This window comes from Pseudomonas sp. E45-MNA-CIBAN-0222, assembly GCF_040310405.1.
GTDB lineage: Bacteria > Pseudomonadota > Gammaproteobacteria > Pseudomonadales > Pseudomonadaceae > Stutzerimonas > Stutzerimonas stutzeri_AC.
This window is the reverse complement of record NZ_JBEOPU010000004.1, coordinates 1-19,002: the sequence shown is the minus strand read 5'-3', so window position 1 is coordinate 19,002 and position 19,002 is coordinate 1. Positions and strand designations below refer to the sequence as shown.

Annotated in this window: 21 protein-coding genes; 9 read left to right on the top strand and 12 right to left on the bottom strand. The window is 60.0% G+C overall.

The features are described from left to right. Window positions 1-199 precede the first annotated feature (199 nt). The 5 genes from ehuB to AAEZ08_RS07285 all read left to right on the top strand — a co-directional run bounded on the left by ehuB (window position 200) and on the right by AAEZ08_RS07285 (window position 3,776). Window positions 200-1,057, top strand: coding sequence for an ectoine/hydroxyectoine ABC transporter substrate-binding protein EhuB (gene ehuB / locus AAEZ08_RS07305; RefSeq protein ID WP_500123992.1), 858 nt, complete (start codon window positions 200-202; stop codon window positions 1,055-1,057). Between the two features lie 120 nt (window positions 1,058-1,177). Next, complete coding sequence (gene ehuC, locus AAEZ08_RS07300) at window positions 1,178-1,837, top strand: ectoine/hydroxyectoine ABC transporter permease subunit EhuC (protein ID WP_500123991.1); 660 nt, start codon at window positions 1,178-1,180, stop codon at window positions 1,835-1,837. Beyond that, window positions 1,834-2,493 (top strand): ectoine/hydroxyectoine ABC transporter permease subunit EhuD, encoded by a 660-nt coding sequence (gene ehuD / locus AAEZ08_RS07295; RefSeq protein ID WP_102826947.1) that lies wholly within the window; start codon window positions 1,834-1,836, stop codon window positions 2,491-2,493. The genes ehuC and ehuD overlap by 4 nt, the downstream gene beginning before the upstream one ends. After that, window positions 2,490-3,326 carry an ectoine/hydroxyectoine ABC transporter ATP-binding protein EhuA gene (ehuA, locus tag AAEZ08_RS07290; protein ID WP_500123990.1) on the top strand — a complete coding sequence of 279 codons (837 nt, stop codon included), beginning with the start codon at window positions 2,490-2,492 and terminating at the stop codon, window positions 3,324-3,326. The genes ehuD and ehuA overlap by 4 nt, the downstream gene beginning before the upstream one ends. Window positions 3,327-3,458: 132 nt before the next feature. After that, window positions 3,459-3,776, top strand: coding sequence for a tetratricopeptide repeat protein (locus AAEZ08_RS07285; protein WP_003284258.1), 318 nt, complete (start codon window positions 3,459-3,461; stop codon window positions 3,774-3,776). A 25-nt stretch (window positions 3,777-3,801) separates the two neighbouring features. Here the strand turns inward: AAEZ08_RS07285 and AAEZ08_RS07280 are convergent, their stop codons facing one another. The 3 genes from AAEZ08_RS07280 to AAEZ08_RS07270 form a co-directional block, all read right to left on the bottom strand. Then, on the bottom strand, window positions 3,802-4,068 hold the full coding sequence (locus AAEZ08_RS07280) for a PilZ domain-containing protein (RefSeq protein WP_003284257.1): 267 nt from the start codon (window positions 4,066-4,068) through the stop codon (window positions 3,802-3,804). 42 nt (window positions 4,069-4,110) lie between these two features. After that, window positions 4,111-4,998 carry a lysophospholipid acyltransferase gene (locus AAEZ08_RS07275; RefSeq protein ID WP_500123989.1) on the bottom strand — a complete coding sequence of 296 codons (888 nt, stop codon included), beginning with the start codon at window positions 4,996-4,998 and terminating at the stop codon, window positions 4,111-4,113. 74 nt (window positions 4,999-5,072) lie between these two features. After that, window positions 5,073-5,630, bottom strand: a complete 558-nt coding sequence (locus AAEZ08_RS07270) for a DNA-3-methyladenine glycosylase I (RefSeq protein ID WP_500123988.1) — start codon at window positions 5,628-5,630, stop codon at window positions 5,073-5,075. 107 nt (window positions 5,631-5,737) lie between these two features. Here AAEZ08_RS07270 and glyQ point away from each other — a divergent pair, with 107 nt between their 5' ends. Genes glyQ through AAEZ08_RS07250 form a run of 4 tightly spaced genes read left to right on the top strand, consistent with a single transcriptional unit; the run spans window position 5,738 to window position 10,029 of the window. After that, complete coding sequence (gene glyQ / locus AAEZ08_RS07265) at window positions 5,738-6,685, top strand: glycine--tRNA ligase subunit alpha (protein WP_003284253.1); 948 nt, start codon at window positions 5,738-5,740, stop codon at window positions 6,683-6,685. Next, window positions 6,682-8,736, top strand: a complete 2,055-nt coding sequence (glyS, locus tag AAEZ08_RS07260; RefSeq protein WP_102821257.1) for a glycine--tRNA ligase subunit beta — start codon at window positions 6,682-6,684, stop codon at window positions 8,734-8,736. Before glyQ ends, glyS begins: the two co-directional genes overlap by 4 nt. 4 nt (window positions 8,737-8,740) lie before the next feature. After that, window positions 8,741-9,283, top strand: a complete 543-nt coding sequence (gene gmhB, locus AAEZ08_RS07255; RefSeq protein ID WP_003284249.1) for a D-glycero-beta-D-manno-heptose 1,7-bisphosphate 7-phosphatase — start codon at window positions 8,741-8,743, stop codon at window positions 9,281-9,283. Then, on the top strand, window positions 9,280-10,029 hold the full coding sequence (locus AAEZ08_RS07250; protein ID WP_500123987.1) for a lysophospholipid acyltransferase family protein: 750 nt from the start codon (window positions 9,280-9,282) through the stop codon (window positions 10,027-10,029). The genes gmhB and AAEZ08_RS07250 overlap by 4 nt, the downstream gene beginning before the upstream one ends. A 171-nt stretch (window positions 10,030-10,200) precedes the next feature. Here the strand turns inward: AAEZ08_RS07250 and ahpF are convergent, their stop codons facing one another. The 9 genes from ahpF to AAEZ08_RS07205 form a co-directional block, all read right to left on the bottom strand. After that, entirely contained in the window at window positions 10,201-11,763 is a 1,563-nt protein-coding gene (gene ahpF, locus AAEZ08_RS07245) for an alkyl hydroperoxide reductase subunit F (protein WP_500123986.1), read from the bottom strand. Window positions 11,764-12,313: 550 nt separating this feature from the next. Beyond that, window positions 12,314-14,701 carry a TOTE conflict system archaeo-eukaryotic primase domain-containing protein gene (locus AAEZ08_RS07240; RefSeq protein ID WP_500123985.1) on the bottom strand — a complete coding sequence of 796 codons (2,388 nt, stop codon included), beginning with the start codon at window positions 14,699-14,701 and terminating at the stop codon, window positions 12,314-12,316. A gap of 44 nt (window positions 14,702-14,745) precedes the next feature. Then, window positions 14,746-15,033 carry a type II toxin-antitoxin system RelE family toxin gene (locus tag AAEZ08_RS07235; RefSeq protein WP_500123984.1) on the bottom strand — a complete coding sequence of 96 codons (288 nt, stop codon included), beginning with the start codon at window positions 15,031-15,033 and terminating at the stop codon, window positions 14,746-14,748. Beyond that, window positions 15,023-15,262, bottom strand: coding sequence for a type II toxin-antitoxin system RelB/DinJ family antitoxin (locus tag AAEZ08_RS07230; protein WP_170050294.1), 240 nt, complete (start codon window positions 15,260-15,262; stop codon window positions 15,023-15,025). Before AAEZ08_RS07230 ends, AAEZ08_RS07235 begins: the two co-directional genes overlap by 11 nt. A gap of 399 nt (window positions 15,263-15,661) precedes the next feature. Next, the gene (locus tag AAEZ08_RS07225) at window positions 15,662-15,994 is read right to left on the bottom strand and encodes a YegP family protein (protein ID WP_090506100.1); all 333 of its coding nucleotides are present in this window, start codon (window positions 15,992-15,994) and stop codon (window positions 15,662-15,664) included. Between the two features lie 11 nt (window positions 15,995-16,005). Then, window positions 16,006-16,191 (bottom strand): hypothetical protein, encoded by a 186-nt coding sequence (locus tag AAEZ08_RS07220; RefSeq protein ID WP_071535975.1) that lies wholly within the window; start codon window positions 16,189-16,191, stop codon window positions 16,006-16,008. Between the two features lie 91 nt (window positions 16,192-16,282). After that, window positions 16,283-16,843, bottom strand: coding sequence for a DNA-binding protein (locus AAEZ08_RS07215; RefSeq protein ID WP_500123983.1), 561 nt, complete (start codon window positions 16,841-16,843; stop codon window positions 16,283-16,285). Window positions 16,844-16,866: 23 nt separating this feature from the next. Beyond that, window positions 16,867-17,949: an ATP-binding protein gene (locus AAEZ08_RS07210; protein ID WP_500123982.1), complete on the bottom strand. Its 1,083-nt coding sequence runs from the start codon at window positions 17,947-17,949 to the stop codon at window positions 16,867-16,869. A 91-nt stretch (window positions 17,950-18,040) separates the two neighbouring features. Next, the coding region (locus AAEZ08_RS07205; RefSeq protein WP_500123981.1) for a Wadjet anti-phage system protein JetD domain-containing protein at window positions 18,041-19,002 on the bottom strand (962 nt) is incomplete at its 5' end.

Here is a 19,002-nt window from a genome sequence, read left to right as displayed (position 1 = left end):
CCATTTTATGGTCAGCTTTTGTACCCTCCTGGCTTGCCGTCCGTTTGCCTGTTCGATTGAGCCAAGCTATCGACCCCAGTTTTCCGGCAGGTCGTTGCTTCGTTCTAAGGCGTTCGCGGTACGGCTCAACGCAATTGCCCCTCCTAGACAAATAACGATCCGATTCCTCGGGTCTCTACAAGGAACAGGAGAAACTCCCATGAGGAACAGCACCATCCCGACACGCTCCCGCCGGCTGCTGATCAGCTGCGCCGCCCTGGCCAGCATAGGTTTCGCCAGCATTACCCAGGCCGATACCCTGGAAAAGATCAAGGACAGCAGCAGCGTCCGCATCGGCTATGCCAACGAAACGCCATTCGCCTACACCGCCCTCGACGGCAGCGTTACCGGTGAATCGCCAGAGATCGTGCGCAAAGTCTTCGAGCGCATGCAGATCGACACCATAAAACCGGTACTCACCGAGTGGGGCTCGCTGATCCCTGGCCTGCGCGCCGGGCGCTTCGATCTCATCGCGGCCGGCATGTACATCACCCCCGAACGCTGCAAGCAAGTGCTGCTCACCGATCCGCACTACCGCCTGCTCGACACCCTGCTGGTAGCCGAAGGCAACCCGAAGAACCTGCGCAGCTACGAGGACATAGCCGGCAATCCCGACGTAAAGATCGCCATCATGTCCGGCACCGTGAACCTCGGTTATGCACGTAAGGCGGGCATCAAGGATTCGCAAATTCTGCAGGTGCCCGACACCACCTCGCAGCTGCAGGCCGTACGCAGCGGTCGCGCCGATGCCGCCATCGGCACCCAGCTGACCATGAAAGGGCTGGCGGACAAGGCCGGGGACGATGTCGAGGCCATCGCCGACTTCAAGGACGACCCGTCCCGTGCCGGCTACGGTGCGCTGGCCTTCCGTCCACAGGACAAGGCGCTGCGTGACGCGGTCAATGCCGAGCTCAAGCAATGGCTGGGTAGCGAGGAGCATCTTAAGACCATCGAGCCATTCGGCTTCGATCGCTCCAACGTCACCGACAAGACCGCCGCCGAACTCTGCGGTGCCTGACAGCCCGGCGGGCGGTGGGACGGCACCGCCGACCCGCTGTTCCGCCCGTGAACGCTGACCAAGGCTTCGTGGCCCGCTGCGCAGCCTCGGTCAGCGCTCCGGAAAACCGGATAGCGCATCATGATCGAACTGCTTCCTCTGCTGCTGCAGGGTGCCTGGGTCACCGTCAAGGTGACCTTCTTCGGCTCCCTGCTGGCCATCGCCTGCGCGCTGATCGCCGCGCTGGCGCGGCTCTCGCCAGTGGCGCCATTGCGCTGGCTGGCCATCACCTATATCGAGGTCTTCCGCGGCTCGTCGCTGCTGGTGCAGCTGTTCTGGCTGTACTTCGTGCTGCCGATGCCGCCGTTCAATATCGAAATGAGCGCCTTCGCCGTGGCCGTGGTCGGCCTGGGCCTGAACATCGGCGCCTATGGCGCCGAGGTGCTGCGCGGCGCGATCCGCTCGGTGCACCGGGGCCAGCATGAGGCCTGTCAGGCGTTGAACATGACGCCACTGACACGCATGCGCCGAATCATCCTGCCGCAGGCGTTGCTCGCGGCGATTCCGCCCGGCACCAACTTGCTTATCGAACTGCTGAAGAACACTTCGCTGGTCTCGCTGATCACCCTTTCAGATCTGGCCTTCCGTGCCCGTCAGCTGGATCAGGCGACGCTGATAACTATGGAGATCTTCGGTCTGGCATTGGTCATCTACTTCGTTCTGGCCCAGACGATTAACTTCGGCATGCGCCAGCTGGAGCGGCGACTGGCCCGCGGACGGATGCGCGGAGGCCTGTCATGAACTTCTTCGACTGGCAGTTCGCCCGCGAGATCCTGCCGCGCCTGCTGGATGCCTCGCTGACCACCATCGGCATCGCCCTGGCCGGCTTCGCCATCGCCGTGGTGCTCGGCCTGTTCCTCGCCATTGGCCGCCGCAGCCGCCTGCGCTGGCTGTCCTGGCCGATAACCGGGCTGATCGAGTTCATCCGCAGCACGCCGCTGCTGATCCAGGTGTACTTCCTGTTCTACGTGTTCCCCAACTACGGCCTCAACCTCAGCGCGATGCAGGCGGGCATCATCGGTATCGCCCTGCACTACGCCTGCTACACGGCGGAGGTGTACCGCGCCGGCCTGGATGCAGTCCCCCGTTCGCAATGGGAAGCCGTCACCGCGCTGAACATGAAGCCCTGGACCGCCTACCGCGACGTGATCCTGCCGCAGGCGCTGCGTCCGGTGCTGCCGGCGCTGGGCAACTACCTGATCTCGATCCTCAAGGACACGCCCGTTCTTTCGGCGATCACCGTGGTGGAAATCATGCAGCGGGCCAAGAACATCGGCTCCGAAAGCTTCCGCTATCTCGAACCGATCACCATGGTCGGCATCTTCTTCCTCATTCTCAGTCTCGGCCTCGCCTGGTGCGTGCGCCGTCTGGAAAACCGCATGGAGCTGGCCCGATGACTACGCCGATGCAATCCACGGATACCCTGAACCTGACACCACAACAGCCAGAGCAGGCGCAGCCTTTGGTGCGCTTCGCCGGCGTGACCAAACGCTACGGCGAGCTGACCGTGCTCGACGGGCTTGATCTGCAAATCGAGGAAGGCGAGAAGGTTGCAATCATCGGCCCCAGCGGCTCGGGCAAGTCGACGCTGCTGCGGGTGCTGATGACGCTGGAGGGCATCGACGAAGGCGTGATCGAGGTCGACGGCGAGCCACTGACGCACATGCCCGACGCCAGTGGCCAGCTGGTCCCGGCCAATGCCCGTCATCTGCGACGGGTGCGCGGCAAGGTCGGCATGGTATTCCAGAGCTTCAACCTGTTCCCGCACATGAATGCACTGCAGAACGTCATGGAAGCGCCGGTACAGGTGCTCGGCCTGGGCAAGCGCGAGGCCCGCGAGCGGGCAGAGGAGCTGCTGGCCATGGTCGGCCTGGAAGACAAGTTGGAGCACTTCCCGGTGCAGCTATCCGGCGGCCAGCAACAGCGCGTGGCCATAGCCCGCGCGCTGGCGATGCGGCCGAAGGTGATGCTGTTCGACGAAGTGACCTCGGCACTGGACCCGGAGCTCTGCGGCGAAGTGCTCAACGTGATCCGCCGCCTCGGCGAGGCGCACAATCTGACGATGCTGATGGTCACCCACCAGATGGGTTTCGCCCGCGAATTCGCCGATCGTGTGTGCTTCTTCCATCAGGGCCGGATTCACGAACAGGGCAGTCCGGACGAGCTGTTCAACAACCCACAGGAGGAACGCACCCGGGAGTTTCTCAGCGCAGTCAACGAAGCCCATTGATCGCGCACGGAAGCCCCCATCAAACGCCGCGAGCGCTAAGACCAATGGCGTATGCTGCAGCTATTGCCCGGCTGGTGCTTTGCACTAAAGTGAGGAAACGCCCCGGGTACCCTGCACCAAAAAGGTCCGAAGATGCTTGAATCGCTGGAAAAAATGCTTTCCCAAGGGATGGATAATCCAATGCTGCGTCTGGGCCTCGGCAAGGGCTATCTGGATGCCGGGCAGCCGGGTAGGGCGGCTGAGCACCTGCGCCGTTGCGTCGAACTCGACCCCAAGTATTCGGCCGCCTGGAAGCTCCTGGGCAAGGCCTTGCAGGCCGACGGCGATAAGCCAGGTGCCCATCAAGCCTGGGAGCGCGGCATTGCGGCCGCGAGCGCCCAGGGCGACAAGCAGGCGGAAAAGGAAATGAGCGTATTTCTACGCCGTCTCGACCGGCTGACACCAGACTGAGCCAGCACGGCACAGGTTCGCGCGGTCAGTCCCCGCGCAGAAACCGCAGGCCGACCCCTTCGGCATCAACCCGCATCACCACCATCTGCAGTTCGGGCGCTGGAATGGGCAGGTCCTGTACCTGACCGGTCACTGTGTCACCGGGATGCAGCACCACCAATTCCGGATGGCGAACGTAGACGCCGCCATCGGAGAGATCTCGAGTGTGGGCGAAGACCTCGCCAAACGCCGGATGTGCAATCCGGATACGGCACTTCATATTGGTACGCGGATACTGTCTCTGGTTACGCATGCGATCGTCCTTGTCCTTTTATCATTCTTGTTATGAGCCTGATCAGTACCAGCGCTTCTCGCCTGCCGGGCGTTTCTTGAAGCGCTTCATGGTCCACATGTATTGGCTGGGGTAAGCGCGGACATATTTCTCGATCATCGCGCTCATTGCTGCTACGCCAGTTTCCGCATCTTCGCTGTACATCCCGTCAGGCGCGGCCTCGAGCACCACTTTGTAGCCTGAACCATCCTCCAGGCGCAACGCATGAAGGAACACGCCAACCGCCTTGCCGCCAGCCAACATGCCCGGTACGAATTTGCTGGTGAGCGCCTGGGTAGCGAAGAAGGGCACGAAAATGCCGCTACCTTCACTCGGCTCGGGGTCCGCTGGAATGCCCACGGCGCCACCGCGGCGCACTTCCTTGATGACGCTGAGAATGCCTTCACGGGTCGACGGCGCAACACGATTGCCCAGCTGCACACGCTGACGCTGAAGCAACTCGTCCACCGCCTTCAGCTTCGGCGGGCGGTAAAAAATGATTGGCTTGCACTGATCGCAGTAGAAGTGGTTCAGCACCTCCCAGTTGCCCAGGTGGCTGGTAATGCCGACCACACCCTTGCCGGATGCCAGCGCTTCTTGCAGCACCTCGAGTCCTTCGACCTGCCTGACCAAGCCCAGGGTTTTCTCCGCCGGCCAGATCCAGGCACAGGCACTTTCAGTAAAGGTCATGCCGGTCTGGCGCAGCGTTCGACCAAGCAGCGTATCGAGTTCCGCGGGGCTCAGCTCGGGAAAGCACTTTTGCAGGTTTGTTCGAGCTACCTCACGCGAGCGATTCGGCAGCTTCCACATCAACCAGCCGATCATCGAACCCAGGCCCTGGACCGTGCGCCAAGGCAGCCGAGCGAAGAGCCGCAGGGAGCCGACCACTATCGCACCTTTGAACTTTTCCACGCCGAACTCCGAAATATTCAGGTCGCCTAGTCTACCCGCATCCGCTGCACACTTTCAGGCCAGCGCTGCAACGGTCATTCGGCGCCAGCCAGCGGCACATAGCGGTCGCAGTTGGTCAAATGATCCATGACCAGGCCGCAGGCCTGCATGTAGGCGTAACAGATGGTCGGTCCGACGAAGCTGAAGCCGGCTTTCTTCAGTGCCTTGCTCATGGCTTCGGCTTCGGGCGTGACCGCAGGCACCTGATCGATGCGCTCGAAGCGGTTGATATTTGGTTGGCCATCGACGAAAGACCAGATGAAATCCACCGGGTCTTCCAGCTGCAACCAGGCACGTGCGTTGCTGCGCGCGGCCTCGAGTTTGCGGCGGTTGCGGATGATACCGGGGTCCTGCATGCGCTCGTCGATCTCGGCGTCGCTCATGCGCGCCAGGCGCTCGGCGTTGAAGCCGAACAACACCTGCCGGTAGCGCTCGCGCTTGCGCAGCACGGTAATCCACGAGAGCCCGGCCTGGAAGGCTTCGAGCAAGAGGAATTCGAACAGCACCTGCGGATCGCGAGTTGGCACGCCCCATTCGCGATCGTGGTAGTCGATATACAGCGGATCCGTGCCGCACCAGGCGCAACGTGGCATGTGGTCTCCTTGCGCAGGCCTCGTCCAATGGCCGAAACCATCGCAAGCGCGACCATGCGGGGGGTATACTTCGAGGCTTTCTGTCGAAGCCCAGCACAGGTGAAATTTTGAGCCAGACTACGCCTGCCGTGCGCACCTTCCAAGACCTGATCCTCGCCCTGCAAAGCTACTGGGCCGAGCAGGGTTGCGTGGTCCTGCAGCCCTATGACATGGAAATGGGCGCCGGTACATTCCACACCGCCACCTTCCTGCGCGCCATTGGTCCCGAGACCTGGAACGCCGCCTATGTTCAGCCTTCGCGCCGCCCGGCCGATGGCCGCTACGGCGAGAACCCCAACCGCCTGCAGCACTATTACCAATTCCAGGTGGTGCTCAAGCCCAACCCGGACAACATCCAGGACCTGTACCTGGAGTCGCTGCGCCGCATCGGCGTCGACACCTCGGTGCACGACGTACGCTTCGTCGAGGATAACTGGGAATCGCCGACCCTCGGTGCCTGGGGCCTGGGCTGGGAAGTCTGGCTCAACGGCATGGAAGTCACTCAGTTCACCTACTTCCAGCAGGTCGGCGGCGTCGAGTGCTATCCGGTCACCGGCGAGATCACCTACGGTCTCGAGCGCCTGGCCATGTACCTACAGGGCGTCGACTCGGTCTACGACCTGATCTGGGCCGATGGCCCGTTCGGCACCGTGACCTATGGCGATGTGTTCCACCAGAACGAAGTGGAGCAGTCGACCTACAACTTCGAGCACGCCAATGTGCCGAAGCTGTTCGAACTCTTCGATTTCTACGAGAGCGAAGCCAACCGGCTGATGGCCGCCGAGCTGCCGCTGCCTGCCTACGAGATGGTGGTCAAGGCCTCGCACACCTTCAACCTGCTCGATGCCCGTCGCGCCATTTCGGTCACCGCGCGCCAGCAGTACATCCTGCGCGTGCGCAGCCTGGCGCGTTCGATCGCCCAGAGCTACCTGCTGGCCCGGGCCAAACTCGGCTTCCCCATGGCCACCCCCGAACTGCGTGACGAAGTGCTGGCCAAGCTGGAGGCTGCAGAATGAGTGCACTGGATTTTCTCGTCGAACTGGGTACCGAAGAACTGCCACCAAAGGCGCTCGCCAAGCTGGCCGAAGCCTTCTGCGCCGGTATCGAGAAGGGCCTGAAGGACGCTGGCCTGGGCTTCGTCAAGACGCAGGCTTATGCCGCGCCGCGTCGCCTGGCCGTGCTGGTCGAACAGCTGGCGACCCAGCAGCCCGATCGCAGCATCAACCTCGACGGCCCGCCAATGCAGGCTGCCTTCGACGCTGACGGCGAGCCGACCCAGGCCGCCCTGGGCTTTGCCCGCAAGTGCGGCGTCGACCTCGCCGAGATCGATCGTAGCGGGCCGAAGCTCAAGTTCAGCCGTACCATCGAAGGCCAACCGGCTGCCGAACTGCTGCCGGGTATCGTCGCGACCTCGCTGAACGATCTGCCGATCCCCAAGCGCATGCGTTGGGCCGCACGCAAGGAAGAGTTCGTCCGCCCGACCCAGTGGCTGGTGATGCTCTTCGGCGAGCAGGTAATCGATTGCGAGATTCTCGCCCAGCGCGCCGGGCGCGAATCCCGCGGCCACCGTTTCCACAGTCCGGGTCAGGTGCACATTTCCAAGCCGTCCAGCTACCTGGAGGACCTGCGCGGCGCCCATGTGATCGCCGACTTCGCCGAGCGCCGCGAGCTGATCGCCAAGCGCGTCGAGCAGCTGGCGGCCGAGCAGAACGGTACGGCCATCGTGCCGCCGGCGCTGCTCGATGAAGTGACTGCGCTGGTCGAGTGGCCGGTGCCGCTGGTCTGCTCGTTCGAGGAACGCTTCCTCGACGTACCGCAGGAAGCGCTGATCACTACCATGCAGGACAACCAGAAGTACTTCTGCCTGTTGGACAGCAACGGCAAGTTGCTGCCGCGCTTCATCACCGTGGCCAACATCGAATCCAAAGACCCAGCGCAGATCGTCTCCGGTAACGAGAAGGTGGTGCGCCCGCGTCTGACCGACGCCGAATTCTTCTTCAAGCAGGACAAGAAGCAGAAGCTCGACAGCTTCAACGATCGCCTGAAGAACGTGGTGTTCCAGGCCCAGCTCGGCACCGTCTATGACAAGGCCGAGCGCGTCTCGCGCCTGGCCGGGCTGATCGCCGAACGTACCGGTGGCGACAAGCAGCGTGCCGCGCGCGCCGGACTGCTCTGCAAGTGCGACCTGGCCACCGAAATGGTTGGCGAGTTCCCGGAGATGCAGGGCATCGCCGGTTACTACTACGCACTCAACGACGGCGAGCCGGAAGACGTGGCGCTGGCACTGAACGAGCAGTACATGCCGCGCGGTGCCGGCGGTGAGCTGCCAAGCACGCTCACCGGCGCGGCCGTGGCCGTGGCCGACAAGCTCGACACCCTGGTTGGCATTTTCGGCATCGGCATGCTGCCGACCGGCTCCAAAGATCCCTACGCCCTGCGCCGTGCCGCCCTCGGCGTGCTGCGCATCCTCATCGAGAAGCAGCTGGACCTGAACTTGGTCGAGGCAGTGAACTTCGCCATCGGCCAGTTCAGTGGTCAGGTGAAAAGCGCCGGGCTCGCCGATCAGGTGCTGGAATTCATCTTCGACCGCCTGCGCGCACGCTACGAGGACGAAGGCGTCGATGTCGCCGCCTACCTCTCGGTGCGTGCCGTGCAGCCGGGTTCGGCGCTGGACTTCGACCAGCGCGTGCAGGCCGTGCAGGCCTTCCGCACATTGCCGGAAGCGGCGTCGCTGGCCGCCGCCAACAAGCGGGTCTCCAACCTGCTGAGCAAGTTCGATGCAAAGCTGCCGGAAGCGGTCGAGCCACGCTGGTTCGACAACGCCACCGAGTTCTCGCTGTACTCGGCGATCCAGCAGGCCGAGCAGGCGGTTCAACCGCTCGCTGCCGCGCGTCAGTACCGCGAGGCGCTGGAGCGTCTGGCGCACCTGCGTGGCCCGGTGGATGCCTTCTTCGAGGCGGTACTGGTGAATGCCGAAGACGCTTCGGTGCGCGCCAATCGTTATGCCTTGCTGGCCCGGCTGAGAGGATTGTTCCTTGGCGTTGCCGATATTTCCGCACTTGGCTAAGCCTGTGAAGCTGATCGTGCTGGATCGCGATGGGGTGATCAACGAGGACTCCGACGAGTACGTGAAGTCGCTGGATGAGTGGATACCCATTCCCGGGTCGCTGGAAGCCATCGCGCGACTGTGCAAGACCGGCTGGACGGTGGCGGTGGCCACCAACCAGTCGGGTGTCGCGCGCGGCAAGTTCGATCTGAGCACCCTCGGCGACATGCATTTCAAGATGCAGCAGCTGGTGATGGAGCAGGGCGGCCGGATCGATCTGATCGTGCACTGTCCGCACGGCCCGGATGATGGTTGTGAGTGCCGCAAACCCAAGCCCGGGATGTTCCGCACCATCGCTGAGCATTTCGGGCTGACCGACCTGAAGGGCGTACCGGTGGTGGGCGACAGCCACCGTGACCTGCATGCCGGCATGCTACTCGGCGGCGTGCCCTATCTGGTCAGGACCGGCAAAGGCCTGCGCACGCTTGAAGGCACCCTGCCGCCGGGCACTCAGGTCTTCGATGACCTTGCCGCTGTTGTCGATCATCTACTCGAGAGTTCTCGATGAGCCTCCTGTTCTCCGTCCGTATTGCCCTGTTTTATTTTCTGTTGGCGTTCACGGCATTCGCTTGGTGCCTGGTGAGCTTGGTGTTCGCCCCGTTCATGCCGTTCCGCCCGCGCTATCGCTTCGTGGTACAGAGCTGGTGTCGCTGCGCCGTCTGGTTGGGCAAGACGCTGGTTGGCTTGCGCTACGAGGTGCATGGCGCGGAGAACGTGCCGATGCGTCCCTGCGTGATCCTGGCTAAGCACCAGAGCACCTGGGAGACCTTCTTTCTCTCCGCATACTTCGAGCCGCTGACCCAAGTGCTCAAGCGTGAGCTGCTGCGGGTGCCATTCTTTGGCTGGGCAATCATGCTGCTCAAGCCGATCGCCATCGATCGTGACAATCCCAAGGCGGCGTTGCGCCAAGTCGCCAAGCAGGGTCACGAACGCCTGGAGCAGGGCGCCTGGGTGCTGATCTTCCCGGAAGGCACCCGCGTACCGGTCGGCGAAAAGGGCAAGTTTTCCCGCAGTGGTGCGGCATTGGCAGTCAACGCCGGCCTGCCGGTGCTGCCTATTGCCCACAACGCCGGTACGTTCTGGCCAAAAGCGGGTTGGGGCAAGCGACCCGGCACCATCCAGGTAGTGATCGGCCCAGCGATGTTCGCCGACAGCGAAAGTCCTAGAGCCATCGCCGAGCTCAATCAGCGTGCCGAAGACTGGATCAACACGCAGGTCACCCAACTCGAAACACAGGGTCGCCCAACCCTCTGATGCGGACGCTAGGCAGGGCAGGGATGGCCCGCCCATCTTGCATTCCTAGACATCAAGCATCCAACCGCAGCGTCAGCATCACTTTTCTGGCACAGAAGCTGTGGCCCACAGCGGCACAATAAAAAAGGGGAGCAACCTCGCGGCTGCTCCCCTTCTTTATTGCGCTTCGATTCAGGCCGGCGCGGACGACCGGATCAGGTGATCGAAGGCGCTCAGCGAGGCCTTGGCGCCTTCACCCACGGCGATCACGATCTGCTTGTACGGCACCGTGGTCACGTCACCGGCGGCGAACACGCCGGGGATGCTGGTCTGGCCCTTGGCGTCGACGATGATCTCGCCGAAACGGGACAGCTCCAGGGTGCCCTTGAGCCATTCGCTGTTGGGCAGCAGGCCGATCTGCACAAAGATGCCTTCCAGCTCGACCTCGTGCACCTCGTCGCTGGTGCGGTCCTTGTAGACCAGGCCGGTGACCTTCTGGCCGTCGCCTTTGACCTCGGTGGTCTGCGCCATCTTGAGCACGCGAACATTGGGCAGGCTGTTGAGCTTGCGCTGCAGCACGGCGTCGGCACGCAGTTCCTCGCCGAACTCGAGCAGGGTCACGTGAGCGACGATGCCGGCCAGGTCGATGGCCGCCTCCACGCCGGAGTTACCGCCGCCGATCACCGCCACGCGCTTGCCCTTGAACAGCGGGCCGTCACAGTGCGGGCAGTAGGCGACGCCACGGCCGCGGTATTCCTGCTCGCCGGGCACGTTCATTTCGCGCCAGCGGGCGCCTGTAGCCAGGATCAGGGTCTTGGCCTTGAGCTCGCCGCCGTTCTCGAACTGCACCCGGTGCAGGCCGTCTTCGCCCGCTGGGATCAGCTGGCTGGCGCGCTGCAGATTCATGATGTCGACCTCATACTCGCGCACATGCTCTTCCAGGGCGCGGGCCAGTTTCGGGCCTTCGGTTTCCTTCACCGAGATGAAGTTCTCGATGGCCATGGTGTCCAGCACCTGACCGCCGAAGCGCTCGGCCGCGACGCCGGTACGGATGCCCTTGCGTGCGGCGTAGATGGCCGCTGCGGCGCCGGCCGGGCCACCACCGACCACCAGCACGTCGAAGGCATCCTTGGCCTTGAGCTTCTCGGCGTCACGGGCGCTGGAGCCGGTGTCGAGCTTGGCGAGAATCTCTTCCTCGCTCATGCGGCCCTGGGTGAACAGCTCGCCGTTGAGGTAGATGCTCGGCACGGACATGATCTGGCGGGCTTCGACCTCGTCCTGAAACAGAGCGCCGTCGATGGCGACATGCTTGATGTTCGGATTGAGCACGGCCATCAGGTTCAGCGCCTGGACCACGTCCGGGCAGTTCTGGCAGGACAGCGAGAAGTAGGTTTCGAAGCGGTAGTCGCCATCCAGCGCCTTGATCTGCTCGATCACCTCCGGCGCGGTCTTCGACGGGTGACCGCCGACCTGCAGCAGGGCCAGCACCAGCGAGGTGAACTCGTGGCCCATGGGGATGCCGGCAAAACGCAGGCTGATGTTGCCGCCGATGCGGTTGAGCGAGAACGACGGCTTGCGTGCATCGTCGCCGTCGGTCTTCAGAGTGATCTTGTCGCTGAGGCTGGCGATGTCCTGCAGCAGGCTCAGCATTTCCTGGGACTTCTCGCCGTCATCGAGGGACGCGACGATCTCGAAGGGCTGGGTGACCTTCTCCAGGTAGGCTTTCAACTGGGTCTTGAGATTGGTGTCCAACATAAGCGATTTACCCCATCAAATGTGTTTGCGCTAAAGGCGCGGTAAGGTGAGTAACTTGATGGGTTAACCATACGCTTAGCAGGGGCGTGTTCGAAATTGATTAAACCAGTCGCTGCGATTCACTCTGCCTATTTCTGAAACGAAAAACCCCGGCCTGCAAGGCCGGGGTCTGTTTTAGGTCGATGACCGTAAAGAGGTCAGCTTAGGTGTCGAGGGGCGACAAACCTGGCATTCAGAACCACAGGCAAACTCAATTAAATCAATGATTTACGAAGAGCAATGGGCACCATTATTGGCATGATTGAGCCACATAAAGTGGCATTTTCCGCCGAAATTACCGCAATAAATGGCATTTTCCGTAAGCCCCTGAAACGAGCCGGTCGCAGCACTACATTTCGGTAAGACAGCGGACGTGCTGGAGAAAGGCCTCAAGCCACGCCCTGGATTGACAACCTGTCAATGGAACCCAGATTACGGTGAATCCACCGAGTAGGAAACAGCCACTTTCCACCTCCGACAGACGGAAGCTTGGTGGCTGTATGAAGACTCGTTAACCATTTGCTAGCAGCTCCATTGAGCTGGACGAATCAGCAAATCGATAGCCCATAGCCTTGTAACCCGTTTGGCGCTTGCTCCACATACGGAGCAATGCAGGATGTCCAGCATCAATGAAGTCGATGATGCGCACATCAGCCTTACTTGCATGCTCCCGATGCAGGCGGCCCGCATACTGCTGGAGAGTGCCCTTCCAGGAAACTGGCATGGCCAGTACCAAGGTATCCAATGCTGGATGGTCGAACCCCTCTCCGACCAGCTTCCCGGTTGCCAGGATCACCCGTGGGGCATCGGGTGGCAGTGCTTCCAGTTCGCCAATTAGCGCAGCGCGTTGCTTCTTGGACATCCGCCCATGCAGCGTGAATAGGTTCTCGACCCGGCCAACCAGCTGTTCCTCAATGGCACTGAGGTGATCCGTTCGCTCTGTCAGCACCAGGATCTTCCGTCCTTGGTCAAAAACCTTTCCGACCTCGGCAACAACCTTGGCTGTTCGCTCAGTGTCATTACACACCTGCAAGAAGACATCCTGGATGCCTGCTCCTTCAGGCATGACTATCGGTCGAGAAAGCCACAGCGGTGTCACAGCCAGATCGGCTGGAGCACTCTCGGGCCTGCTCGCGGTATGCCGAATGGGCCCGCACTGCATGAAGATAATCGGCTGCTGGCCATCACGACGTACTGGCGTAGCGGTCAGGCCCAACACATATTTGGCCCCAGCAGCCTTGAGGAGGGCCTCGAACGAAAAAGCTGACAGGTGATGGCATTCATCCACGATGATTTGCCCGTAGTTTTTAACCTGCTCGCTGACTTCGCCTTGCCGCGACAAGGACTGCATCACGGCAATATCGATGATGCCTGTCGGCTTGGCCTTGCCACCGCCTATGGTGCCGACCTTGGTTTTGTCTGCGCCCAGAAATGCCTGCAACCGCTCCTTCCACTGCTGGAGCAATTCCGTCCGGTGCACCAGCACCAACGTGTTCACACCACGCCTGGCAATCAGCGCAGCAGCCGTGACGGTTTTGCCAAAAGCAGTCGGCGCACAGAGAATTCCGACGTCGTGCGCCAGCATGCCGTCGAGAGCAGCCTCTTGATCCGGGCGTAGCGTGCCCGCAAAGCGGACATCAATGGACTCTCCTGCGAAGCGCTCATCGTGCAGCACCAACTCAATCCCGTTGTCTTGCAGCAACGTCCTCACGTCATCCAAGCAGCCACGGGGCAAGGCGATATGCTGAGGAAAATTTTCCGCGCAGCCAATGATCCGGGGCTTGTTCCACACAGGCAGACGCATGGCCTGTGCCTTGTAGAACTCCGGATTCTGAAAGGCCGCCAAGCGGATCAGCTTGTTGACCAATGGCTGGGGCAGTTCGGACTTGTCGAAATAGATCTGGTTGGCCAGGGTAACGTTCACGAACTCGGGTAACGGACAAGCCAATTTCTGGGTCTTTTCCGCTGTGCGCTGCCAGGGTTTCGGCTCGTCGTCATCCGCTACTGCGGTGACATCCAACGGATGGCGACCTCCAGTGGCCAGCTGGGTTTTCGGCGCAATATCCTGCACGGGCATAGCCTGAATACTGGCCAGAAATGCCCATTGGTCGGGATAGGCCACCAGCGTCTCATCGACAAAAACGCTGCCGTTGAGCGCGCGGGCTCGCTTCTGCAACGGCAAGGCAATCAAGTTACCAAAGCCGCCCTTAGGCATGCTGTCCTGATTTGGAAAAAATCGGTCATACGAGCTTAGCGTCAGTTGCCGGGTACGCTCGCAGGTATGGCTGATGATTGCGGAGCCGAGCAGGCGCGCCTCATAGGCGGGGACATTGCGCTCGAAGAAAATCCAAGCGTGCGCCCCGTTGCCCGAGCGAGAGACTTCCAGTGCCACCGGCACACCTAACTCACGGCAAGACTGAGCGAACGCCGTGACATCCTCGCGCCAATCGGCTTCGTCAAAATCCACCGTCAGAAAGTAGCAGCTGTCATCCGGCAGCAAAGGGTAAACGCCGATGACAATCTCTCCGGCCAGATGCTTATAGAGCACCTGGTCGGTCAGCGGCAGGTGCTGGCGATACGAGCAGTCTCCACATTTGATCCGTGGCTTCTCGCACACACCGGGTCGCCATTCATTGGCGCACGCGGGCGAGTAGCCCGACTTGCCGGCCTTACTTTCCCAACGCACGGGGAACACATCGGCCCGGCCCCGAAACAGTCGCTTGAACAGTGCCAACTTGGCATCCGTGTCGAGACTCGAACCTATCAGTGGAGGCGGGCCAGCCTGTTCAGCTAGCGGCGGTTCGTCAGGCAAGCGCCACTCAACACCATGCGCTTCCAACAGCGCGATCAAGCGCGCATTTTCGGCCCGTAGATGCTCAAGCAGATCATCACCACTCATCGTGCCGAGACCACCCTTCAGTCATAGAGGAACAGCTGAGCCAGCTATTTAAGGCGCTCGGCTGCCTTGCGATACGCCTGCTCACGCTCACGACGTTCAACCGCCACCACAAACACCACCACCTCGTGGTCAAGCACCTGGTACACCAGGCGATAACCACTGCTGCGCAGCTTGATCTTGTAGCAGTCCGGCAGCGAATGGAGCCGATTGGCTTCAATGCGCGGATTGAGTAAGACCTCAGCGAGCTTTTTCTTCAGCTGCTGGCGAACGGTATCACCCAGCTTTCGCCATTCCTTCAATGCCCGTGCATCAAATTCGAGGCTATAGGTCATCCAGCGAGACCTTCACGCGCTGCGGAGCGGCCAGGCGTTCACGAACCGTGGCGATTAACGCTTCATCTTCCTCGGTCATCAGCACCGGGCGAAATGGCAGCTGTCCGCGCTCGGCCACATACTGCAAAGCCTGGCGCATCAGTTCAGAGGGGGTGACGCCGAGCTTTTCCAGCTCCTGGTAAGCACGCGCCTTAAGCTCGTCGTCGATGCGGATATTGATGGACGCCATGGTGCGGCCCTCACTGTAATGACATTCGTATTTACAGTGACAGGGTAGCCGTCGTTTGGCAAGCGGGTTGGCACCCCCGCCAGTAACACACCGACCAAGTGCCTCCTGACTGCGGCACCACACCCCAGGTGCTCGGTAGCCACATAATGCTGAAGTGGTCGCCAGCACCCTGTCCGCAGCGGGGCACTATTGAACATAGCGCCCGATATACGCACCGCCCGGCTCGGGAATTTATTAACGTTTTTGTTAATAAATTCCCGAGTCTCTCGCCTTGCCAACCCCGTCTACAGAACAGCCGCAACGGTTAGCTCCTTAGGATTGCAGGGAAATGGCCACACGCCCCCCCTTTTTTAGGCAACAAAAAAACCCGCCGAAGCGGGTTTGTACAAGCACGATGTATCAGGTGAGATCTACCACCGGAGCACTCGGGCCGTACGCCTTAACCGCCGTGATACCACCATCACGTGCTTGAGCGGACGTATACATTTCGCTCTTGCCGATTACCTGCCCATTGCTTGCGTGCAGGGTGAAGTAGTACTGGGAGTTAATGGACGTCAGCTTCTTGTAGTTGGCATCGTAAGGGGAGTTGGTCTTCACCGACTGGATACCATTCTGGCAGTTCGCCTTGGTGGTATAGCCTTCGCTGGCAAGAATTTTCTCGCCATTAGGTGCCTTCAACCGGAAGTAATACTGACGATCCGCTCCCAGGAAAATCTCGTATTTCGCACTCATGAGCTGTTCTCCTATTTCTCTTTCCGCACGCCTTTGAACGGCGTTTTATCCGACGTTTTCACGTCCATGAACTGGCCGGTTTCCGTATCACGTTTGACCCAATGACCAGACGGAGTCTGGGTTTGGGAACGCTGACGCACCGCACCATTTCGATGCCCATCACCTGCCGGAGGATTCGTTGCCATATCGATCACCATTCTGCTTTATTTATCCAGTTTAACCAGGGTTACACAAATCCCTTGGAGTCAAAGCAAACGTTACGCCTCTATTCTGATTATGTAAAGCTGTTTAAGCAGATTCGCCAATGGCAAGGTAGACGTACTCGATCCCGCCAGACTCAGCCGTCTCCTCGTCTCTGAGGATGTACCCTTGATCCTTGAGCTTTTTGAGCTTGGTACTGGCATTGGCGACCGAAATTTTCAGCGTTTCGGCCACCTTGGCGGCAGTAACCGAACGCTGAGACAGCACGCACTCCAACAGTTCCTTCGTGGACGAGCTGATCTCAGGCCCGATAATTTGGTAACCGTCATCGGCCCAGACAGTCAGAGGAATGTCTTTGGCCTGGGCCGCATAGCTCCAGTTGTCCAGCAAGTCTCGACTTTTGACATCCTTGAGGAAGAAGCCACGCTCCCCCCTGAAAAACTTCGCGACTGCAACCACGCTTTCTCTCGGAAAGGATGCGTCCGTCGCCTCTATGCCGGTGAGGGAGACTCCAAAAACGGAATACTGCGGATGGGAGTGAACGAAGTCGAGCAGCTTCCCAAAGGTTGCCTTTCCCTGGACATTGCCAAATGGATGGTCGTCCTCGGTGAAGTCTTTTAGCTTGACCGTGATTGATTTCTGATTCATTTGCTCAGTTTAACGAGAGGGCTCTAGCTGTCAATTAAGAAGTCGAAGCAGATATGGGTTCCCAGGATGGTTGGCATGTCCACGCGATGGTGGCTGCGATTGAATCGACCATCGCTGTAGACCATTGTCAGCTCGAAATTTTTTTGTCTCACCGTAACCGTTGCGTTGAAATCAGCGGCCACCTCACCACTTCGTTTCAACCCGAGCCCCCGACCATCGTCATCAGAACTGGAGACTCGCCCCTGCTTGATGACGTGCAAGACCAGTTCCGGCCCTGCCTCTGACTTCGAGAAATCGAGCTGTTGAAAAAGCTCCGGATACCTCCGCTCCAGAACGGGCTGAAGGCTTCCAACAATGCCAATCCCGCTGTCAGAGATCACTGTCTGGATCTTGCCACCTTTCGGGTAGTGCTGAAGAGCTGCAAAACCCGGAATCGCTGACTTCGCATGATCCCCCACGTTACCAAATAACTCAGAAATGAACGTAAACGCGGACTGCGAATAACGTTCACCTGCACACCTCACGAGGCTGTTTTTCAGACGCTTGGGGATCGACTCATCGGGAATGCGAGGGTCAATAGAAGCAAGCTCAACCACACCGTCGTTGTTACCACGGTAGGTTGCCGCTCCAGACTGAGAGGGGCGCTCCGGAATCACATCCACCGCCCCGGCTAGGTGGTCAAAAAAACCTAGTCGATTGAAATAGGTCAGCGTCGCTTTACAGGCACTGAAATCAATCGACACTGTTTTGCCAACCATTACGAGCTGATTGCACAACGCCAAGATTCGCGCAGCCGCGTCGATCATAATCTTGCAGCCTTTGGGCACAACGAACTCAGCGCCTGAGCAGACCGAATCCAAGGGCGATCCAACAGCAGCCAGCACATCCTCGAATGAGGCGCTGTCCACCCATGCCTCCTTTTTCAGGACAACCGTCAGCTTATCCATCACCACTGACCAGCGATGATCGGGATCATGGACGAATGAATCGGGATTCTTATAAAGAAGCGAATTGATCTCCCCCTTACCCACTCCAAAATGCTTGGCAATATCCTTTGCCTTTGAGCCTGGGTTTTCCCGCAGAAAACGTTCAACGTCAGCAATCAACCACCTATTCTCCTTGGCTTTTTGGCATCCAGAGGCTCTATCAGACCTCTCCGAACACCACGACTCATTCTTTGCCTTCCCGAGCTGATGCTCATTTGCACGGCATCATCGCCCAGCTTTGCAAAACATCCACCACATAGTCTTGGGATAGTCGTTCCTGCTCCAGACGCCCAATTCCGTACTCTCCAGAGCGGAGGCTTTCGAAAAGTTCGGTCTCAGCATAACTTAGACCTAGCTCAGGCAAGTTTGCTGGTCGCACCTCGCTTACCCCACGGTCTCTGTAAGCAAGCAGCGTGGATTTATCCATCATCAATGCTTCGGCGTGCGGCTGCATGACTCTAACGTCAGCTAAGAATTTTAGCCCCCAGGTATCCAAATCTCCCCAGTAACCAATGCGCTTTTCCTTTAGCCAGCGCGCCTTAAGCCAGACCGTGTTGCGCCCTCCGCCAAATACCGCAACCGTGCCCGGCATATCCGGCAACCCGAATCCAGACTGTAAATTCTCCACAACAAGCACCCGCTCACCGGGTAGGGGATGCTCTAGAAGTTGCTCCAGCGGGATGCGCAAGACGTCGAATCCCGCCAACTGCATCCGTACCTGCGGGCACAGTGGCCTTACATAAAACCAATTCGCAGGTACCGGAATGCACGCCAACCATTGCTCTAGCCCTCCGCAGCTGGAGACTTGCTGCTCGTGCAATCCGTCCAGAAGCGCAGTAATCAAGGACTGGTTGACCTCTAGAAACTTGGTATCCACACCCTGAAGCGGTAATGCTCTGAAGTACCGTCCTTCACCCATACCACGCCGGAGCTGGGGAAGCACATGCGCAAGCAGTTGGGTTTCGACAACAGACAGCTTTTCCAGCTCTAAAATTTGCTTGATCAGTGTCGGGTACAAGCTCTTGTTGAGGGCGAGAAGAGGCTCCATCCGCGCCGCCCATCCCGCACTTCGTTCAATGGCCAGCGATCCCAATACTGTTGGCGCTGATGGAAAATTGACCCACCCTGCCGATTGAAATTTGACCCAGGGCGGATTGCTGATTTTGTTACCAG

What these genes read in the sequence shown, in the direction of transcription:
- ehuB (WP_500123992.1), top strand. Translation starts at nt 200, where the DNA reads ATGAGGAACAGCACCATCCCGACACGCTCCCGCCGGCTGCTGATCAGC.
- AAEZ08_RS07285 (WP_003284258.1), top strand. Translation starts at nt 3,459, where the DNA reads ATGCTTGAATCGCTGGAAAAAATGCTTTCCCAAGGGATGGATAATCCA.
- AAEZ08_RS07230 (WP_170050294.1), bottom strand. Translation starts at nt 15,262, where the DNA reads ATGGCGTCCATCAATATCCGCATCGACGACGAGCTTAAGGCGCGTGCT.
- AAEZ08_RS07220 (WP_071535975.1), bottom strand. Translation starts at nt 16,191, where the DNA reads ATGGTGATCGATATGGCAACGAATCCTCCGGCAGGTGATGGGCATCGA.
- ehuC (WP_500123991.1), top strand. Translation starts at nt 1,178, where the DNA reads ATGATCGAACTGCTTCCTCTGCTGCTGCAGGGTGCCTGGGTCACCGTC.
- AAEZ08_RS07240 (WP_500123985.1), bottom strand. Translation starts at nt 14,701, where the DNA reads ATGAGTGGTGATGATCTGCTTGAGCATCTACGGGCCGAAAATGCGCGC.
- AAEZ08_RS07280 (WP_003284257.1), bottom strand. Translation starts at nt 4,068, where the DNA reads ATGCGTAACCAGAGACAGTATCCGCGTACCAATATGAAGTGCCGTATC.
- ehuA (WP_500123990.1), top strand. Translation starts at nt 2,490, where the DNA reads ATGACTACGCCGATGCAATCCACGGATACCCTGAACCTGACACCACAA.
- ahpF (WP_500123986.1), bottom strand. Translation starts at nt 11,763, where the DNA reads ATGTTGGACACCAATCTCAAGACCCAGTTGAAAGCCTACCTGGAGAAG.
- AAEZ08_RS07270 (WP_500123988.1), bottom strand. Translation starts at nt 5,630, where the DNA reads ATGCCACGTTGCGCCTGGTGCGGCACGGATCCGCTGTATATCGACTAC.
- ehuD (WP_102826947.1), top strand. Translation starts at nt 1,834, where the DNA reads ATGAACTTCTTCGACTGGCAGTTCGCCCGCGAGATCCTGCCGCGCCTG.
- AAEZ08_RS07225 (WP_090506100.1), bottom strand. Translation starts at nt 15,994, where the DNA reads ATGAGTGCGAAATACGAGATTTTCCTGGGAGCGGATCGTCAGTATTAC.
- AAEZ08_RS07250 (WP_500123987.1), top strand. Translation starts at nt 9,280, where the DNA reads ATGAGCCTCCTGTTCTCCGTCCGTATTGCCCTGTTTTATTTTCTGTTG.
- AAEZ08_RS07215 (WP_500123983.1), bottom strand. Translation starts at nt 16,843, where the DNA reads ATGAATCAGAAATCAATCACGGTCAAGCTAAAAGACTTCACCGAGGAC.
- AAEZ08_RS07235 (WP_500123984.1), bottom strand. Translation starts at nt 15,033, where the DNA reads ATGACCTATAGCCTCGAATTTGATGCACGGGCATTGAAGGAATGGCGA.
- glyS (WP_102821257.1), top strand. Translation starts at nt 6,682, where the DNA reads ATGAGTGCACTGGATTTTCTCGTCGAACTGGGTACCGAAGAACTGCCA.